This is a genomic window from Roseibium salinum, assembly GCF_026240905.1.
Classification (GTDB): Bacteria; Pseudomonadota; Alphaproteobacteria; order Rhizobiales; family Stappiaceae; genus Roseibium; species Roseibium salinum.
In genome coordinates this window covers 2,674,713-2,690,856 of sequence record NZ_JAPEVI010000003.1, presented here as the reverse complement: position 1 = coordinate 2,690,856, position 16,144 = coordinate 2,674,713, and the positions used below count along the sequence as shown (strand labels likewise).

Below are 16,144 nucleotides of genomic sequence, written 5' to 3'. Positions count from 1 at the left end.
GAAATCGGCCGGGACTTCGTACCCGGTCGATTGTTTTTTGCCTGCCTGAAGTCAGAGCGTCAGTCCTGCAACCGCCAGAAGCACATAGGCCGGGAAGACGAAGAGAGGCGTCAGCGTCAGGATCATACCGACCGCGCGGCCGTTGCCGAATGGCGAGGTGACGAGCGTGCCGTAGTGCAGGAGGCGGCCGGCAAGCAGCACGCTGCCGCCTGTCCAAAGGAGCAGAGGCGGGGCGCCTGCAGTCTCGGCGGCGGCCATGGCAAGCAGCGTCATCGGCACCGTTTCGGTGAAATTGCTGTGCGCGCGCATGCGCTGCAACAGGATCTGATCGCCGCCGTCGAGGAAATGAATGCCGGTTTTCACCCGGCGCAGGCCGACGGCAACGGTGATCGGGATCTGCAGCAGCGCAAACACCGCAATGAAGATAACGGTCACCGGAATTGAAGACACCAGTTCCATCTTGAACTCTCCGGAAGGGCCGACCGGTTCGGGACCGGCCGGACACTGCAATCAGACTGATCTAGGCAGAAGGCGCTTCATAGGTGATCAGGGCGATCACGCCGCCGACAGGATCGTTGAGGATGGCGAAGCGGCCGACCTGCGGAACGTCCATCGGTTCGCTGGTGACGGTCGCACCGAGGGACCGCGCCTTTTCGACACGGGCGTCGACATCGTCGACCGTGACATAGGGCAGCCAGCGGGGCGTGTCCGCCGGCATGTCCGGCAAGCCGCCGATCTTTTCTCCGCCGTTGGTGACCATGGTGTAGGGGCCGACGCCGACATCGACGGTCTCGCTGCCCCAGCCGAGAAGACTTGTGTAAAATGACTTTGCCTTGCCCGCATCGTTGCAATGCAGTTCCATCCAGCTGAAGGCGCCATGGGTTTCTGACGGATTGCTCATATGTTCGATCCTCTTTGTGAAATGCTGCCTGGAAGGTCCAGGTATCCAGAGGACGGGCGGGCCCGCATCAAACCGACAGGCGATCGGAAATTTTTCGGCGACCCGCATGGAAAGGGCAGCCGGTCAGGACAGTTCCTTCAACTTCGCCCTGACGTGTTCGCGTTCGGCCTCGGTTCCGGCAAGATCGAAGGCCAGCTCAAAGGCGCGCCGTGCTTCCTCCATCCTGCCCAGATCGGCCAGGAACGATCCCTTGACCGCATGGAAATTGGCATAGCGTTCGAGCGGCGCGGCGATCGCGTCGAGGCGGGCGAGGGCAGGGGCGGGGCCGTGCAGCCGCGCGAGAACCACGACCCGGTTGAGGGCGACGACGGGGGAGGGTCGGATCAGTTCCAGCGCCCGGTAGAGCCGTTCGATCTCGTTCCAGTCCGTCGCTTCGAAGGAAGGGGCCTGCGTATGGGTCGCGGCAATCGCCGCCTCGATCTGCAGCGGACCGGGCCGCGCCGAACGCAGGGCGGCTTCCAGCAGGATATTGCCTTCGGCAATCAGCGTGCGGTCCCACAGAGACCGGTCCTGCTGTTCCAGCGTAACCGCCTCTCCGTCCGCGGTCAGCCGCGCGCGGTGCCGGGAATGCTGGATAAGGCAGAGCGCCAGAAGCCCGCGCAGCTCCGGCTCCTCCGGGAAAAGGCGCACGGCGAGGCGCGCGAGGCGGATTGCTTCCTCGCAGAGCGTCGCCCGGATCAGCTTCGGTCCCTGTGCGGCGGAATAGCCTTCGTTGAAGACAAGATAGATCGCGTTCGCCACAGCCGAAATGCGCCCGGCCCGGGCCGCGGCGTCCGGCTCTTCATAGGTGAGCCGGGCCGCCTGGAGCCGCTTCTTGGCGCGGGTGATGCGTTGCTCCATGGTCTTCGGCTGCACCAGAAAGGCCCGGGCGATTTCGTCGACCGAGAGGCCGGCGACGACCTTAAGCGCGAGCGCGATCTGCTGGTCGCGGCGCAAGACCGGATGGCAGCAGGTAAACAGCAGCCGCAGGACGTCGTCCCGGTAGACCGCCTGATCCAGAGAAACCGTCAGTTCGCGCTCCGGATGGGTGCCGTCGAACGCCGGTTCAAGATCCTCCGGCGCCGACAGCTTCTCGCGGCTTTTCCTGCGAATGGCATCAATTCCGGCATTCCGGCCGGCAATGATCAACCAGGCCGCCGGATCGTTCGGCACTTGATCCTGCCGCCATGCTTTCAGCGCCCTGAGCGAAGCTTCCTGAAACGCGTCCTCGGCAAGATCGAGATCGCCGAAGGCGCGGTTCAGGGCAGCCAGAACGCGGGGGCGGGCAGCCCTAAGATGCGTTGATAACCAGGCGTTCGCCATTCCTGAAATCGGACCCCTCGAAAAAGTCGACAGGACGAACCTCGATACGTCCATGGTCGAGCGGCAGCAGTTTCACCGCCTCGATGGCTTCTTCCAGCGTCGCGCAGTCGATCAGGTAAAAGCCCAGGAACTGTTCCTTGGTTTCGGTAAAGGGACCGTCCGTGACGACATAGTCGCCGCTTTCGCGGCTGATGGTGACGGAGGTTCCGGTCGACATCAGCTTGCTGGCCGCGGCGAAATTCCTGTTGGCCTTGGTGTGTTCGTGAAAGGTGCGGTGCTTTTTCAAAAGCGCCTCTCGCTCCTCGGAGCTGAGCGCGTCGATGAAATCCTCGTTGGCGTAAATCAATACAGAAAACAGCATGTCCAATCCTCCGGTGCCCTGGCGCTGACCAAGGAACGTGCGGGCGGCAGCTTAGCCGACAGTGGGCGTGAAGAAAATCGGTCCGGATGACGGAAAGGGACAAGGCCTGCCGCCATGACGGCAGGCGGGGAATCAGCCCAGCCAGCCGTCGCGCATCAGGGTCCGGTAGGTGTCGTCGAGCGTCTTTTCCACCGTCGCGACGAGGAAATCGGCTTCCTCGTGCGTCAGGACCAGCGGCGGCGAGATGATCATGCTGTCGCGCACGGCGCGCATGACCATGCCGTTGCCGAAGGATGTGTCGCGGCAGATGACGCCGGCGGCGCCGACTTCGCGGAACGGTTTGTGCGGGTTCTTCTTGTCCGGCACAAGTTCCAGCGCACCGACAAGGCCGGTCATGCGGGCTTCGCCGACCAGCGGGTGATCGCCGAGCTTCAGCCAGCGCTCCTTGAGGTAAGGTCCGATGTCGGACTTGACCCGCTCCACGAGGCCTTCGCGTTCAATGATCTCCAGATTGGCGAGCGCGGCCGCCGCGCAGGCCGGATGACCTGAATAGGTGTAGCCGTGGTAGAACTCTTCGCCGGCAAGCATCAGGCCTTCCGCCACCCGGTCGGACACCATGACGCCGCCCATGGGCAGGTAGCCGGAAGTGAGACCCTTGGCGATCGGCATCAGGTCGGCCTCCATCCCGTAATGGGTCGACCCGAACCATTCGCCGAGACGGCCGAAGCCGCAGATCACTTCGTCGGACACGAACAGGATGTCGCGTTCCTTGAGGATGCGGCGGATCTCAGGCCAGTAGGTTTCCGGCGGAATGATGACGCCGCCGGCGCCCTGGATCGGCTCGGCGATGAAAGCGGCGATCTTGTCTTCGCCGATCTCGTCGATGGCCTGTTCCAGCTTGCGTGCGGCATGGACGCCGAACTCGTCCGGGCTCATCTCATGGCCTTCGCCGAACCAGTAGGGCTGGTCGATGTGGTGGACGCCCGGGACCGGAAGGTCGCCCTGGGCGTGCATGCCCTTCATGCCGCCGAGGCTGGTGCCGGCCAGCGTGGAGCCGTGATAGCCGTTCCAGCGGCCGATGATAACCTTCTTGTCCGGCTTGCCCATCTTGTCCCAGTAGGTGCGCACCATGCGGAACACCGTGTCGTTGGCTTCCGAGCCGGAAGAGCAATAGAACACGGTGTTGATGTGATCGGGCGCGAGCTTTGCCAGCTTTTCCGACAGGGCGATGACGGGAGGATGGGTCGTCTTGAAGAAGGTGTTGTAATAGGCGAGCTCGTTCATCTGCCTGTAGACGGCGTCGGCGATTTCCTTGCGGCCGTGACCGACCTGCACGCACCACAGCCCGGCCATGCCGTCGAGGATCCTGTTGCCTTCCGAATCCGTCAGCCAGACGCCGTCGGCCCGGATAATCACCCGGCTGCCTTCCTTGTTCAGCGACTTCATATCGGAGAAGGGATGCCAGTGATGGGCGGCATCGAGGTCCTGAAGGGCCTTGGTGGGGTAGATGTTGGAATGGGCCGTCATGGCAAGAGCTCCGGAAGAGATTGAGACACGCGATCAGACGTTGAGCAGCAGGTATTCCCGCTCCCATGGACTGATCACCGACATGAAGGTTTCGAACTCCTCGTATTTGATCGCCCGGTAGGTGGCGACGAACTGTTCGCCGAAGACTTCGACCATCTCTTCGGATTTCTCGAATTTTCCGAGCGCTTCCGGCAGGCCGCGGGGCAATGATTTGGATCGGCTCGAGCAGTCGTCCGACTTCGGAGAATCCGGCTTCAGGCCGTGGACGATGCCGAGATAGCCGCAGGCCAGGCTCGCGGCGATGGCGAGATAGGGGTTTGCATCCGATCCCGGAATGCGGTTTTCCAGGCGCCGGGCCTGCGGGCTGGAATAGGGCACGCGCAGGCCGACCGTGCGGTTGTCATAACCCCAGTAGACATTGACAGGGGATGTCGAGGTTTTCGAGAAGCGCCGGTAGGAATTCACGAAAGGCGCCATGACGCAGGTCACCTTCGGCAGGTACTTCTGATGCCCGGCGATGAAGGAGAGAAAGGCGGGCGTTTCCTCGCCGTTTTCGCCGGCAAAGATGTTCCGGCCGCTCTCCTTGTCGATGACCGACTGGTGGATATGCATGGCCGAGCCGGGCTGGTTCGACATCGGCTTGGACATGAAGGTGGCGTACATCTCGTGCCGCAGGGCCGCCTCGCGGATCGTGCGCTTGAACAGAAACACCTGGTCGGCAAGGACGAGCGGATTGCCGTGACGCAGGTTGATTTCCATCTGCGCCGCGCCTTCCTCGTGGATCATGGTGTCGATTTCGAGCCCCTGCTGTTCCGACAGGTCGTAGATGTCGTCGATCAGGTCGTCGAACTCGTTGAGCGCCGAAATCGAATAGGACTGCCGGCCGACCTCCGGGCGTCCGGAGCGGCCGCGGGGCGGCTCGAGGGGATAGTCCGGGTCGGTGTTCGGCTTGACCAGGTAGAATTCGATTTCGGGAGCGACGACCGGCTCCCAGCCCTTGTCTTCATAGAGCTTCAGGACGCGTTTCAGGACGTTGCGCGGCGCTGTCTCCAGCGGCGCGCCCTGTCGCGTATAGGCGTCATGGATGAGCTGCGCCGTCGGGTCGCTTTCCCAAGGCACGGTGGTCAGCGTGCTGTAGTCCGGCCGGAAATACAGGTCGCCGTCGGTGGGATTGTGCTGAAACCACTCGTCGTCCTCCGGATAATCGCCGGAGATCGTCTGCGCGAAAATCGAGGCCGGCATCGTCATGACCGGGCCGGAAAAGAACTTTTCCGTCGGCATCATCTTGCCGCGGGCGACACCGGCAAGGTCCGGCACGATGCACTCGATGTCCTGGATGTTTCGGGTGTGCAGCCATTCCCGTGCGGCCTCGACGTCCGGGACACCGCGCAGGCTGTCGGTCGGATCAAGGTTATCCTGGGCAGGCGTTTCTGCAGTCACGGGAAGCTCCAATGGTTGAGTGCCGAAGGAAATGCGCTTCGGCCGGCTTTATACGCGGACAGGCCGGCGGACACAGGCTGGCTTGGCGCATTACGGGCAACGGGATATTTTGTGATCACAAAATGACACGGCTCGCGGCGCAGATCAACCGGCACTTTCACGGGAGAGGATTTCCCGGCCGAGGATGCCCATGCCGTCGGAGATGTCGGCGGCGATGGCGGCGTGCAGACCCACCCTGTCCTGAAGTTCGATCGCCCGGATCGCCTCCTTGTGCCGGTCCTTCAGGATCCCCGTGCCGACCCGGCCGTAGACGGTCCGCATGAACGGTGCGAATTGCAGCCACAGACTGTCGATCAGCGGCAGCAGAACCCGGGATAAGGACGCCCGGTAGATGCGGAAATGGAACGCATGGTTCAGCCGCATATAGGCCTCCGCGTCGCCGCTGACCAGGCATCTGTCGATATCGTCGTCGATGGCCTCCAGATCCCTCGCATCGCGGCCGGTCAGATGCGGCAGGGCCAGTTCCGCCAGTTCGGGTTCCAGCAGAAGCCGGGCTTTCAGGATCTCGTCGAAGCGGTCCGGTGTCATGTCCGGCACCTGGACCCGGCCGTTGGACTTGACCTCCAGCGCATTCTCCGCTCCGAGCCGTTGCAGAACCTCGCGCACGGGCATCGGGCTGACGCCCAGTTCGGCGGCCAGCCCGCGGATCGTCACCGACTTTCCGGGTATGAACCGTCCCGTCAGCAGGCCGGAGCGGACGGCAACATCCACCTGGTGGCGCGTCGCGCCGCGCGATGAGGGAAGAGAGGCTGCGGCGCCTTTGGCCGGGCCCGATTGCAAAGCGGATCGCCGTTGGGGCAATGGCGTATTCCTTATGCGGTCAAAAAGCCAATTTCAGGATCAACCTTGACAGGCTTTCGGGAAAGTGATCACATTTTTGAAAATGAAGCAAACAAAAGCTGGCCGCCGGAGGGGATCTGATGCGCCAGTCGAAAGCAGGGCGTAAATGAACGAGCTTCCCCACCAGATTCTCGAACATCCGGCCGAACCCGGATGGAAGACGGACTTCGAGGCCTTTCTGGCCGCCCACCCGGATCTGGACACGCTGGAAGTCATCCTTCCGGACACGAATGGCGTCCTGCGCGGCAAGTGGCTGCCCGGCAAGGCCCTCCAGAAGGTCTTCGAGCAGGGCGTCGCCTTGCCCTTTTCCCTGTTCGGACTGGACGTGTGGGGCCGCGAGGTCGAATCGACCGGCATGCATCTGGAAACCGGCGACAAGGACGGCGTCTGCTGGCCGATCCCCGAAACGCTGAAGTTCGTTCCCTGGGCGGAGCGCAAGACGGCCCAGGTGCTCCTCTCAATGTATGAAAGGGACGGCCAGCCTTTCCTGGCCGACCCGCGCCATGTCCTGGAGAACATGGTGGACCGCCTGGCCGACGAGTACGGCCTGACGGCGACCTGTGCCTTCGAGCTGGAATTCTATCTCTTCGAGGAGAGCGAGGGCGACTGGACCGAGCAGCCCAAGCCGCTGTTTTCAACCCATCTCGGCCCCGCCCGCCAGAACATGTATGCGCTCTCGGATCTCGAGGCGCTGCTGCCGGTGGTCGACGATCTGCGCACGGCCTGCGAGGCGCAGGGCATTCCCGCCGATGCCGCCGTTTCGGAAGCCGCTCCCGGCCAGTTCGAGCTGAACCTCCATCACCGCCGCAATCCGCTGCTGGCGGCCGACGATGTGGTCATGCTGCGCCGGCTGGTCGCCGGGGTTGCGCGCAAGCACCAGCTCAAGGCCTCGTTCATGGCCAAGCCCTTCGTGGAATGGCCGGGCAACGGCATGCATGTCCATGTTTCGATGGAAGACGAGAAGGGCAATTTCTTCGCCGATCCGGACAAGGGCGGCGAACGGCTGCATTTTGCCATCAACGGCCTTTTGAAAACCATGCCGGAGGCGTTGCTCCTCTTCATCTCCACCTTCAACGGCTTCCGCCGCATGCAGCCGGGCTCCTATGCGCCTGCCTCGATCTGCTGGGGCTTCGACAACCGCTCCGTTGCGCTGCGCGTTCCGGCATCCAGCCCGGAAGCCGCCCGCGTGGAGCACCGGATCGCGGGGGCGGATGCCAATCCGTATCTGGTCCTGACCGGCATTCTGGCCGGCATGATGGAAGGCCTCAGGCTGAAGAAGGACCCGCCCGCTCCGGTGACGGGCAACGCCTATGAGAAACGCAAGAAGCGCCTCACCCCGTGGATGGATGAAGCAATCGATGCCTTCGAGGCATCCAGGCTGATGAAGCAGGCTGTCGGAAAAGAGATGCACAAGGTCCTGACCGAGATCAAGCGGGAGGAGCTTAACGAATTCGGGCGGGAGATCTCATCTCTGGAACGCCAGACATATTTGTGACGTGGCAAGTGCCCAAAATCGACGCTGGACAAAAACCGGCGCCATCGCCAATGTGCGGGACAGATAAGACGCGAACAGCGCGAATGTCCGTTTGCAATCAGGGACAAGGCCCGTTTGGGGCTGTCGACAAAACTCTGAGGGGAGTTCAAAAATGACGTTGAAAACCATGTTGACCGGTGTCGCCGCTCTCGGCCTGATGAGCGGCATGGCGCTCGCTCAGGAGCGCGTGGTGAATGTCTACAACTGGTCCGACTATATCGATGAGTCGATCCTGGAGGATTTCACCAAGGAAACCGGCATCAAAGTCGTCTACGACGTCTTTGACAGCAACGAAGTGCTGGAAACCAAGCTGCTGGCCGGTGGGACGGGCTATGACGTCGTTGTGCCGACCGGAACCTTCCTCGCCCGTCAGATCCAGGCCGGCGTCTTCATGGAGCTCGACAAATCCAAGCTGCCGAACCTTTCCAACATGTGGAAGGAGATCGAGGAACGTGTCGAGAAATACGATCCGGGCAACAAGCATTCCATCAACTACATGTGGGGCACCACCGGGCTCGGCTACAATGTCGAGAAGGTGAAGGCCGCGCTTGGCGAAGACGCGCCGGTCGACAGCTGGGACCTGTTCTTCAAGCCGGAGAACATGGAAAAGCTGAAGGATTGCGGTGTGCATGTTCTGGATGCTCCGACGGAGCTGATCCCGGCAGCCATGAAATATCTGGGCCTTGATCCGGACAGCAAGGATCCGGCGGATATCGAGAAGGCGGGCGAACTTCTGATGACTATCCGCCCCTATATCCAGAAGTTCCATTCCTCCGAATACATCAACGCACTGGCTAACGGCGACATCTGCCTGGCGATCGGCTGGTCCGGCGACGTGCTGCAGGCCCGCGACCGCGCGGCGGAAGCCGACAACGGCGTCACCGTCGAGTATTCGATCCCGAAGGAAGGCGCCCTGATGTGGTTCGACCAGATGGCCATTCCGGCCGACGCGCCGCACAAGGATGAAGCGCATGAATTCCTGAACTACATCATGCGCCCCGAAGTCATGGCCAAGGCATCCAACTATGTCTACTACGCCAACGGCAACAAGGCCTCCCAGGAGCACCTGAACGAGGACGTGATCGGTGACCCGGCGATCTATCCGCCGGAAGAGGCGGTAAAGAACCTCTACACGATCAGCCCTTATCCGCCGAAGGTGAACCGCGTGCTCACGCGCACCTGGACGACTGTCAAAAGCGGCCAGTAAGCCGCACCAGGCTGCCGGGCCTTACCATGGCCCGGCCAGTCCGTGTTTCGGATGGGTCTCTTAGGGGCGGGGGATTGTTTTGGCGAAGAAATCAATAGGACCTGTGCGCCGGGAATTCAGTCCCTGGGAGCACCCGGACCACCCGCCCTTCATCGAATTCCGCAACGTGACCAAGAAGTTCGGTGACTTCGTCGCCGTCAACAACCTGTCCCTGGAAATCTATGAGCGCGAATTCTTCGCGCTGCTCGGCGGTTCGGGATGCGGCAAGACCACGCTCATGCGCATGCTGGCAGGGTTCGAGACGCCGACCTCCGGCCAGATCTTCCTGGACGGGCAGGACATGGCCGGCATTCCGCCTTACCGGCGTCCTTCCAACATGATGTTCCAGTCCTATGCCCTTTTCCCGCATATGAGCGTGGAGAAGAACATTGCCTTCGGCCTGAAGCAGGACAAGCTGCCTGCCTCGGAAATCGATGCCAGGGTGGCGGAAATGCTGCGGCTGACCAAACTGGAGCAATTTGCCAAGCGCAAACCGCACCAGCTGTCCGGTGGCCAGCGCCAGCGTGTCGCGCTCGCCCGGTCCCTCGCCAAGCGGCCCAAGGTACTGCTGCTCGACGAACCGCTCGGGGCGCTGGACCGCAAGCTGCGCGAGGAAACCCAGTTCGAGCTGATGAACCTGCAGACGGAGCTCAAGGTGACCTTCCTGATCGTCACCCACGACCAGGAGGAAGCCATGACCGTCGCCGACCGGATCGCCGTGATGGACAAGGGCGAGCTGGTCCAGGTGGCGACCCCGGCCGAGATCTACGAGGCGCCCAGCTCCAAGTTCGTGGCCGATTTCATCGGCGACATCAATCTGATCGAAGCGAAGATCACCGAGAAATCCGCGGACGGGGTCCGGCTGCAGCCGGTAAAGGGCGGTTTCACGATCGACAGCGACCAGACCAGCGATGCCGATGTCGGCGACACCGTCTGGTATGCCATCCGACCGGAAAAGGTCCGCATCGCCCAGGGCCGTACGGAAGAGGGCGCGGTCAACCAGGTGGGCGGTGTCGTCTGGGACATCGGCTATCTCGGCGACGTGTCGATCATTCATGCCAAGGTGGGAGCGGACCATCACGACACGCTGCGTGCGACCTTCGCCAATGTCTCCCGCATGGTTGAAAACCCCATCACCTGGGATGACGAAGTCGTCCTATCGTTCGGCCGGGACGCGGGCGTCATCCTGAAAGGCTAGGAAAGGGACGGGAAACAGCAATGGAAGAAAAGGCTGTAGCTCCTGCAAGGCGGACCCTGGGTGGCTGGCTTCTCATTGCGATGCCCTATCTCTGGCTGCTGATCTTCTTCCTGGCGCCGTTCCTGATCGTCTTCAAGATCTCCCTGTCCCAGGTGGCGATCGCCATCCCGCCCTATGTTCCCACCTTCGATCTTGCCGGGGGCTGGCAGGTTTTCACGGACAATCTCACCGAGTTTTCGTTTGAAAACTACGTCTGGCTGACCGAAGACGATCTCTACTGGAAATCCTATATTTCCTCGGTGATCATCGCCGGCATTTCGACGATGCTCACCCTGTTGATCGGCTACCCGATCGCCTATGGCATGGCGCGTGCGCCGCACCGGCTGCGGCCGACCCTGCTGATGCTGGTAATCCTGCCCTTCTGGACCAGTTTCCTCATCCGCGTCTATGCCTGGATCGGTATCCTCAAGAACGAAGGGCTGCTCAACCAGCTTCTCCTGACGCTCGGCCTGATCGACGAGCCGCTGGTGATCCTGAACACCAACATGGCCGTCTTCATCGGCATCATCTATTCCTACCTGCCGTTCCTTGTCCTGCCGCTCTATGCGAGCCTGGAGCGCCTGGACGTCAGTCTGCTGGAGGCCGCGGAGGATCTTGGCTGTCCGCCCTGGAAGGCGTTCTGGAAGATCACCGTGCCGCTGTCGCTTCCCGGCGTGATCGCCGGCTGCTTCCTGGTGTTCATTCCGGCGGTCGGTGAATTCGTCATTCCGGATCTTCTTGGCGGCTCCAACACGCTGATGATCGGCAAGACCCTGTGGGTCGAGTTCTTCAACAACCGCGACTGGCCGGTGTCCTCGGCGGTTGCCGTTATCCTGCTGATGATCCTGGTGATCCCGATCGTGCTCTTCCAGAACCAGCAGCAGAAAATTGCGGAGAGAGACGGATGAGGCGCGGCCCGACCTGGTTCAACATCACCTCTCTCGTCCTGGGCTTTTCGTTCCTCTATCTGCCCATCGTGCTCCTGGTGATCTATTCGTTCAACGAAAGTCGTCTGGTCACGGTCTGGGGCGGGTTCTCGACCAAGTGGTATGCGTCGCTCCTGCACAACGACCAGCTTCTGGATGCGGCCTGGGTGACGCTGCGTGTGGCCTTCGCGTCCGCGAGCATCGCCACCGTACTCGGCACCCTGGCCGCGCTCGTGCTGGTGCGCTCCGGACGTTTCGTGGGACGCTCGCTTTTTCGGGCATGATTTTCGCGCCGCTCGTGATGCCGGAGGTGATCCTCGGTCTCTCCCTGCTGCTTCTGTTCGTGGCCATGGACCAGTCGCGCGGTTTCTGGACCGTGATGCTGGCGCACACCACTTTCGCCATGTGCTATGTGGCGGTCGTCGTCCAGTCGCGGCTGGTGGGTTTCGACCGGTCCATCGAGGAAGCGGCGGAGGATCTCGGCTGCCCGCCCGTCAAGACCTTCTTCCTGATCACCCTGCCGATCATTCTGCCCGGTGTCGTCGCCGGCTGGATGCTGGCCTTCACCCTGTCGCTGGACGATCTTGTGATCGCCAGCTTCACCACCGGGCCGGGCGCAACCACGTTGCCGATGAAGATCTACTCCCAGGTGCGGCTCGGGGTAACGCCGGAAATCAATGCCGTCTGCACCATTCTCGTCGCACTGGTGACCGTCGCGGTGATCGTCGCCTCGATCGTCACCAAGCGCCAGCAGGTGCAAAGGGAGCGGGATGAACGGGCGGCGTTTGGCGCGGAGGGCTGAACCGGCCGCTCATCCGGAGCGTGGCGGGCGGAACAGGTAGATGACCAGCCAGACCGGCACGACGATGACGGCGCCCAGGATCATGTTCGGGATTGCCCAGTCCCGGAATTCGATCATGTAGATCCAAAGCTCCAACGGGCTGAGGCCGACCGATCCGAGAATGTCCTGCGCCGTAATATTGACAAACGAAAGCCCCGCACCGACCAGAAGGGAGATGACCGCGATCTTGAAAACTGTCACCAGGAAGGGATACACAGCTGTGTGTTTCTTTCGTTCGTCCCATTGAACAAGGTCCGCGTCCGTCAGGCGGTAACCTGCCGACGCAGCGCGCCAATTCTTTGCCTTAACAATTTAAAAACCATAAACAACCTGGCAAAAACGATGCAGCACAGCAGGGACGTTGACCCTTTGGAAGAGCCGGAATTGCTCAAATCGATTAAGTGACGGTTCAGTCATGTTTTTCGCTGCATTGCATCAAAGATAACTTGACCGAAGTGGAACTAGCGGTGAATGTGCCGCCCATGCGCCTAACGAGACTGAGTGGGAGTGAAAGATGAACAAAATCTACCCGGATGCAAAGACAGCCTTGGAGGGGCTGACTTTCGACGGCATGATGGTGATGGCCGGAGGGTTCGGTCTGTGCGGTATTCCGGAAAACCTGATCGTCGCCCTTCGGGAGTCCGGAACCAGAGACATCACGGCCATTTCCAACAATGCCGGCGTCGACGACTTCGGTCTCGGTCTCCTGCTGCAGACGCGCCAGATCAGGAAGATGGTCTCGTCCTATGTGGGCGAAAACGCCACGTTCGAGAAGCAGTACCTGAACGGCGAGCTGGAACTTGAATTCAATCCGCAAGGCACGCTGGCCGAGCGCATCCGCGCAGGCGGAGCGGGCATCCCGGGCTTCTATACCAAGACCGGCGTCGGCACGCTGATTGCCGAGGGCAAGGAACACAAGGACTTCAACGGCGAGACCTACATCATGGAGACCGGCCTGGTCGCGGACCTGTCGCTGATCAAGGCATGGAAGGCCGACAAGGAAGGCAACCTGATCTACCGGAAGACCGCGCGCAACTTCAACCCGATGATGGCGACCGCCGGCAAGGTCTGCGTGGTGGAAGTGGAGCAGCTGGCGGAGGTCGGTGAACTCGATCCGGACCACATCCACACCCCCGGCATCTTTGTCGACCGTATCGTCGTCGGCACTCACGAAAAACGCATCGAAAAGCGCACCACGCGCGCAGCCTGAGGAGGATCACATCATGGCCTGGACTCGCGATGATATGGCAAAGCGCGCTGCGCAAGAGCTTGAAGACGGTTTCTACGTGAACCTGGGGATCGGTATCCCGACCCTGGTGTCGAACTACATCCCGGAAGGCGTTCATGTGACGCTGCAGTCCGAAAACGGCATGCTCGGCATGGGCCCGTTTCCCACCGATGAGGAGGTTGATGCCGACCTGATCAATGCCGGCAAGCAGACGATCACCGAGCTGCCCAAGACGAGCTATTTCTCGTCTGCCGACAGTTTCGCCATGATCCGCGGCGGTCACATCGACCTGTCGATCCTCGGCGCCATGGAAGTCTCCGAGAAGGGCGACCTCGCCAACTGGATGATCCCGGGCAAGATGGTCAAGGGCATGGGCGGCGCCATGGATCTGGTGGCCGGTGTCAAACGGGTGGTGGTCATCATGGACCATACGTCCAAGGCCGGCGATCCGAAGCTCCTGAAGGAGTGCTCGCTTCCCCTGACCGGCGTGCACTGCGTCAACCGGATCATCACCAATCTCGGTGTTTTCGACGTCACTGAAGACGGCCTGAAAGTCGTCGAGCTCGCACCGGAGGTGACGCTTGACGAAGTGAAGGAAAAAACCGAAGCGGCGATCGCTTGACATAGGACGCGGCCCGAGCCGATCGCCATCCTTGATGGTATGAGGGCGTCCGCCTAGCGCGCGGGCGCCCTTTTCGTTTCAATCTTACGGGGCCGTACTCAGACGCGTATCGAGATCCAACATCCGGCGCTACTCCGCTGCGTGTTTCTCGCGCAGGGAAACCGGCTTGAGGGCAGGATAGTCCTGATCAGTCAGCGTTTCCTTTGACAGAAGCAGGGCGGCGCCTTCATCGAGCTCCTTGCGGTGAGCATTCAGCAGCTCCTTGGCGCGCATGAAGGCGGCTTCCACCCTCGTCTTGATGGCGAGATCAATTTCACGCTGCGTCTGCTCCGACACTTCGCTCACGTCGCCGGAGGGCTGACCCAGGAAGTTCTGACGCTGGGTGGAATAGGCGCGGTTGCCGAGGGACTTTTCCATGCCGTAGCGCATGACCATGTCGCGGGCGACTTCCGTTACCTTTTGCAGGTCGTCCGACGCTCCCGTGGAGATTTCCGCGAAGACGATTTCCTCCGCCGCCCGTCCGCCCATCAGCACCGCCATGCGGTTCTCCAGATCCCTGGTCGACAGAAGGAAGCGGTCTTCCGTGGGCCGCTGCATCGTATAGCCGAGGGCGCCGATGCCGCGCGGAATGATCGAGATCTTGTGCACCGGATCGCAACCCTCCAGGTTGGCGGCGACCAGCGCGTGGCCCATCTCGTGATAGGCGACCGTCTTGCGCTCCTTGTCGGACAGGATCCGGCTGCGTTTCTCAAGCCCCGCGACCACCCGTTCGACGGCTTCGTTGAAGTCCTGCTGGGACACCTTGTCGGCCTTTCGCCGTGTGGCGAGCAGGGCGGCCTCGTTGACGAGCGTCGCAAGGTCCGCGCCCGAGAAGCCGGCGGTGATCTGGGCCACCTGGCCCAGGTCCATGTCCGGATCGAGTTTGATCTTCCTGACGTGAACCTCGAGGATCGCGCGCCGCCCGATCTTGTCGGGGCGGTCCACGAGCACCTGACGGTCGAAGCGCCCGGCCCGCAGGAGGGCCGGGTCCAGGATCTCCGGCCGGTTGGTGGCCGCCAGGAGAATGATCCCGCTGGTGGGATCGAACCCGTCCAGTTCGGTCAGCAGCTGGTTGAGCGTCTGCTCCTTTTCGTCGTTTGAGCCCATGCCTCCCATGGACCGGACCCGGCCGAGCGCGTCCAGTTCGTCGATGAAGATGATGGCGGGCGCAGCCTTGCGCGCCTGTTCGAACAGATCACGCACCCGCGCCGCGCCGACGCCGACGAACATCTCGACGAATTCGGAGCCGGAGATGGAATAGAAGGGCACACCGGCTTCGCCGGCAACCGCCCGGGCCAGAAGCGTCTTGCCTGTTCCCGGAGGCCCGACCAGCAGAATGCCCTTGGGGACGTGGGCGCCCAGGCGGCCGTAGGAGCCGGGGTCCTTCAGGAAGTCGACGACTTCCACAAGCTCAAGCTTTGCCTCGTCGACGCCGGCAACATCGTCAAAGCGGACGGGAACGCCTGTTTCGACATAGACCTTCGCCTTGGATTTGCCGACGGTCATCATGCCGCCGAAGCCCTGCTTTTCGGCAAAGCGGCGGATGAAGAACGCCCACAGGCCGAACAGCAGCAGCACCGGAAGAACCCAGGAGAGAATATCGCGGATAAAGGTGCTCTGGATGACGCCGGTGAATTTCACATCATACTGGCTGAGCTCTTCGGCAAGCGGCAAGTCGACGCGCGTGGTGACGAAATACTGCCTGCCGTCCTCCAAAGGCTGCCTGAACTTGCCTTCGATGGTGTTTTCCTTGATCGCGATCTCTTCGATCTTCCGGTCCTTGAGATACTGCTCGAACTGGCTGTAGGGAATGGACTCGACGTTCTTGTAGGCCACCCACCAGCTCTGGAACAGGAACACGAGCATGAGCGCGATGACCGCGTACCAAAGATTGATCTGGTGCTTCTTTTCCATCGAAAATCCGTCCCGGCGATGTCGTGGCGATACCGCCATTGGGACAACTCGCCCCGCAAGTGTCAA

At 61.7% G+C, this 16,144-nt stretch carries 15 protein-coding genes and 1 pseudogene; 7 read left to right on the top strand and 9 right to left on the bottom strand.

Going from position 1 to position 16,144, the window contains the following annotated elements; all coding sequences use genetic code 11:
* Positions 1 to 51: 51 nt before the first annotated feature.
* From ON753_RS17030 to ON753_RS17000, 7 genes are all read right to left on the bottom strand, one after another.
* Positions 52 to 459: an MAPEG family protein gene (locus ON753_RS17030; RefSeq protein WP_265963803.1), complete on the bottom strand. Its 408-nt coding sequence runs from the start codon at positions 457 to 459 to the stop codon at positions 52 to 54.
* Between the two features lie 61 nt (positions 460 to 520).
* Positions 521 to 901 (bottom strand): VOC family protein, encoded by a 381-nt coding sequence (locus ON753_RS17025; protein ID WP_265963802.1) that lies wholly within the window; start codon positions 899 to 901, stop codon positions 521 to 523.
* 123 nt (positions 902 to 1,024) lie between these two features.
* Positions 1,025 to 2,263 (bottom strand): RNA polymerase sigma factor, encoded by a 1,239-nt coding sequence (locus ON753_RS17020; RefSeq protein ID WP_265963801.1) that lies wholly within the window; start codon positions 2,261 to 2,263, stop codon positions 1,025 to 1,027.
* A complete protein-coding gene (locus ON753_RS17015) occupies positions 2,232 to 2,624 on the bottom strand; it encodes a YciI family protein (RefSeq protein ID WP_265963800.1) in 393 nt (130 codons plus the stop codon). Before ON753_RS17015 ends, ON753_RS17020 begins: the two co-directional genes overlap by 32 nt.
* Before the next feature lie 132 nt (positions 2,625 to 2,756).
* Positions 2,757 to 4,151: an aspartate aminotransferase family protein gene (locus tag ON753_RS17010; protein WP_265963799.1), complete on the bottom strand. Its 1,395-nt coding sequence runs from the start codon at positions 4,149 to 4,151 to the stop codon at positions 2,757 to 2,759.
* 33 nt (positions 4,152 to 4,184) lie between these two features.
* Complete coding sequence (locus tag ON753_RS17005; RefSeq protein WP_377047359.1) at positions 4,185 to 5,591, bottom strand: glutamine synthetase family protein; 1,407 nt, start codon at positions 5,589 to 5,591, stop codon at positions 4,185 to 4,187.
* Between the two features lie 144 nt (positions 5,592 to 5,735).
* The gene (locus ON753_RS17000; RefSeq protein WP_265963798.1) at positions 5,736 to 6,452 is read right to left on the bottom strand and encodes a GntR family transcriptional regulator; all 717 of its coding nucleotides are present in this window, start codon (positions 6,450 to 6,452) and stop codon (positions 5,736 to 5,738) included.
* Between the two features lie 145 nt (positions 6,453 to 6,597).
* Here ON753_RS17000 and ON753_RS16995 point away from each other — a divergent pair, with 145 nt between their 5' ends.
* From ON753_RS16995 to ON753_RS16975, 5 genes and pseudogenes are all read left to right on the top strand, one after another.
* Positions 6,598 to 7,986 carry a glutamine synthetase family protein gene (locus ON753_RS16995; protein ID WP_265963797.1) on the top strand — a complete coding sequence of 463 codons (1,389 nt, stop codon included), beginning with the start codon at positions 6,598 to 6,600 and terminating at the stop codon, positions 7,984 to 7,986.
* A gap of 166 nt (positions 7,987 to 8,152) precedes the next feature.
* Complete coding sequence (locus ON753_RS16990) at positions 8,153 to 9,232, top strand: polyamine ABC transporter substrate-binding protein (protein WP_265967188.1); 1,080 nt, start codon at positions 8,153 to 8,155, stop codon at positions 9,230 to 9,232.
* A gap of 79 nt (positions 9,233 to 9,311) precedes the next feature.
* Positions 9,312 to 10,469, top strand: a complete 1,158-nt coding sequence (locus ON753_RS16985) for an ABC transporter ATP-binding protein (RefSeq protein WP_265963796.1) — start codon at positions 9,312 to 9,314, stop codon at positions 10,467 to 10,469.
* A 20-nt stretch (positions 10,470 to 10,489) separates the two neighbouring features.
* Positions 10,490 to 11,416, top strand: coding sequence for an ABC transporter permease subunit (locus ON753_RS16980; RefSeq protein WP_265963795.1), 927 nt, complete (start codon positions 10,490 to 10,492; stop codon positions 11,414 to 11,416).
* Positions 11,413 to 12,236, top strand: a pseudogene (locus ON753_RS16975) (ABC transporter permease). The gene ON753_RS16980 and the pseudogene ON753_RS16975 overlap by 4 nt, the downstream one beginning before the upstream one ends.
* A gap of 9 nt (positions 12,237 to 12,245) precedes the next feature.
* Here ON753_RS16975 and ON753_RS16970 read toward each other — a convergent pair.
* Entirely contained in the window at positions 12,246 to 12,476 is a 231-nt protein-coding gene (locus ON753_RS16970; protein WP_265963794.1) for a DUF6460 domain-containing protein, read from the bottom strand.
* A 313-nt stretch (positions 12,477 to 12,789) separates the two neighbouring features.
* Between ON753_RS16970 and ON753_RS16965 the strand changes: the two genes are divergently transcribed.
* The gene (locus ON753_RS16965) at positions 12,790 to 13,485 is read left to right on the top strand and encodes a CoA transferase subunit A (protein ID WP_265963793.1); all 696 of its coding nucleotides are present in this window, start codon (positions 12,790 to 12,792) and stop codon (positions 13,483 to 13,485) included.
* Positions 13,486 to 13,498: 13 nt separating this feature from the next.
* The gene (locus ON753_RS16960; RefSeq protein ID WP_265963792.1) at positions 13,499 to 14,125 is read left to right on the top strand and encodes a CoA transferase subunit B; all 627 of its coding nucleotides are present in this window, start codon (positions 13,499 to 13,501) and stop codon (positions 14,123 to 14,125) included.
* A gap of 129 nt (positions 14,126 to 14,254) precedes the next feature.
* Here ON753_RS16960 and ftsH read toward each other — a convergent pair whose 3' ends face one another.
* Entirely contained in the window at positions 14,255 to 16,078 is a 1,824-nt protein-coding gene (ftsH, locus tag ON753_RS16955) for an ATP-dependent zinc metalloprotease FtsH (RefSeq protein WP_265963791.1), read from the bottom strand.
* Positions 16,079 to 16,144 lie beyond the last annotated feature (66 nt).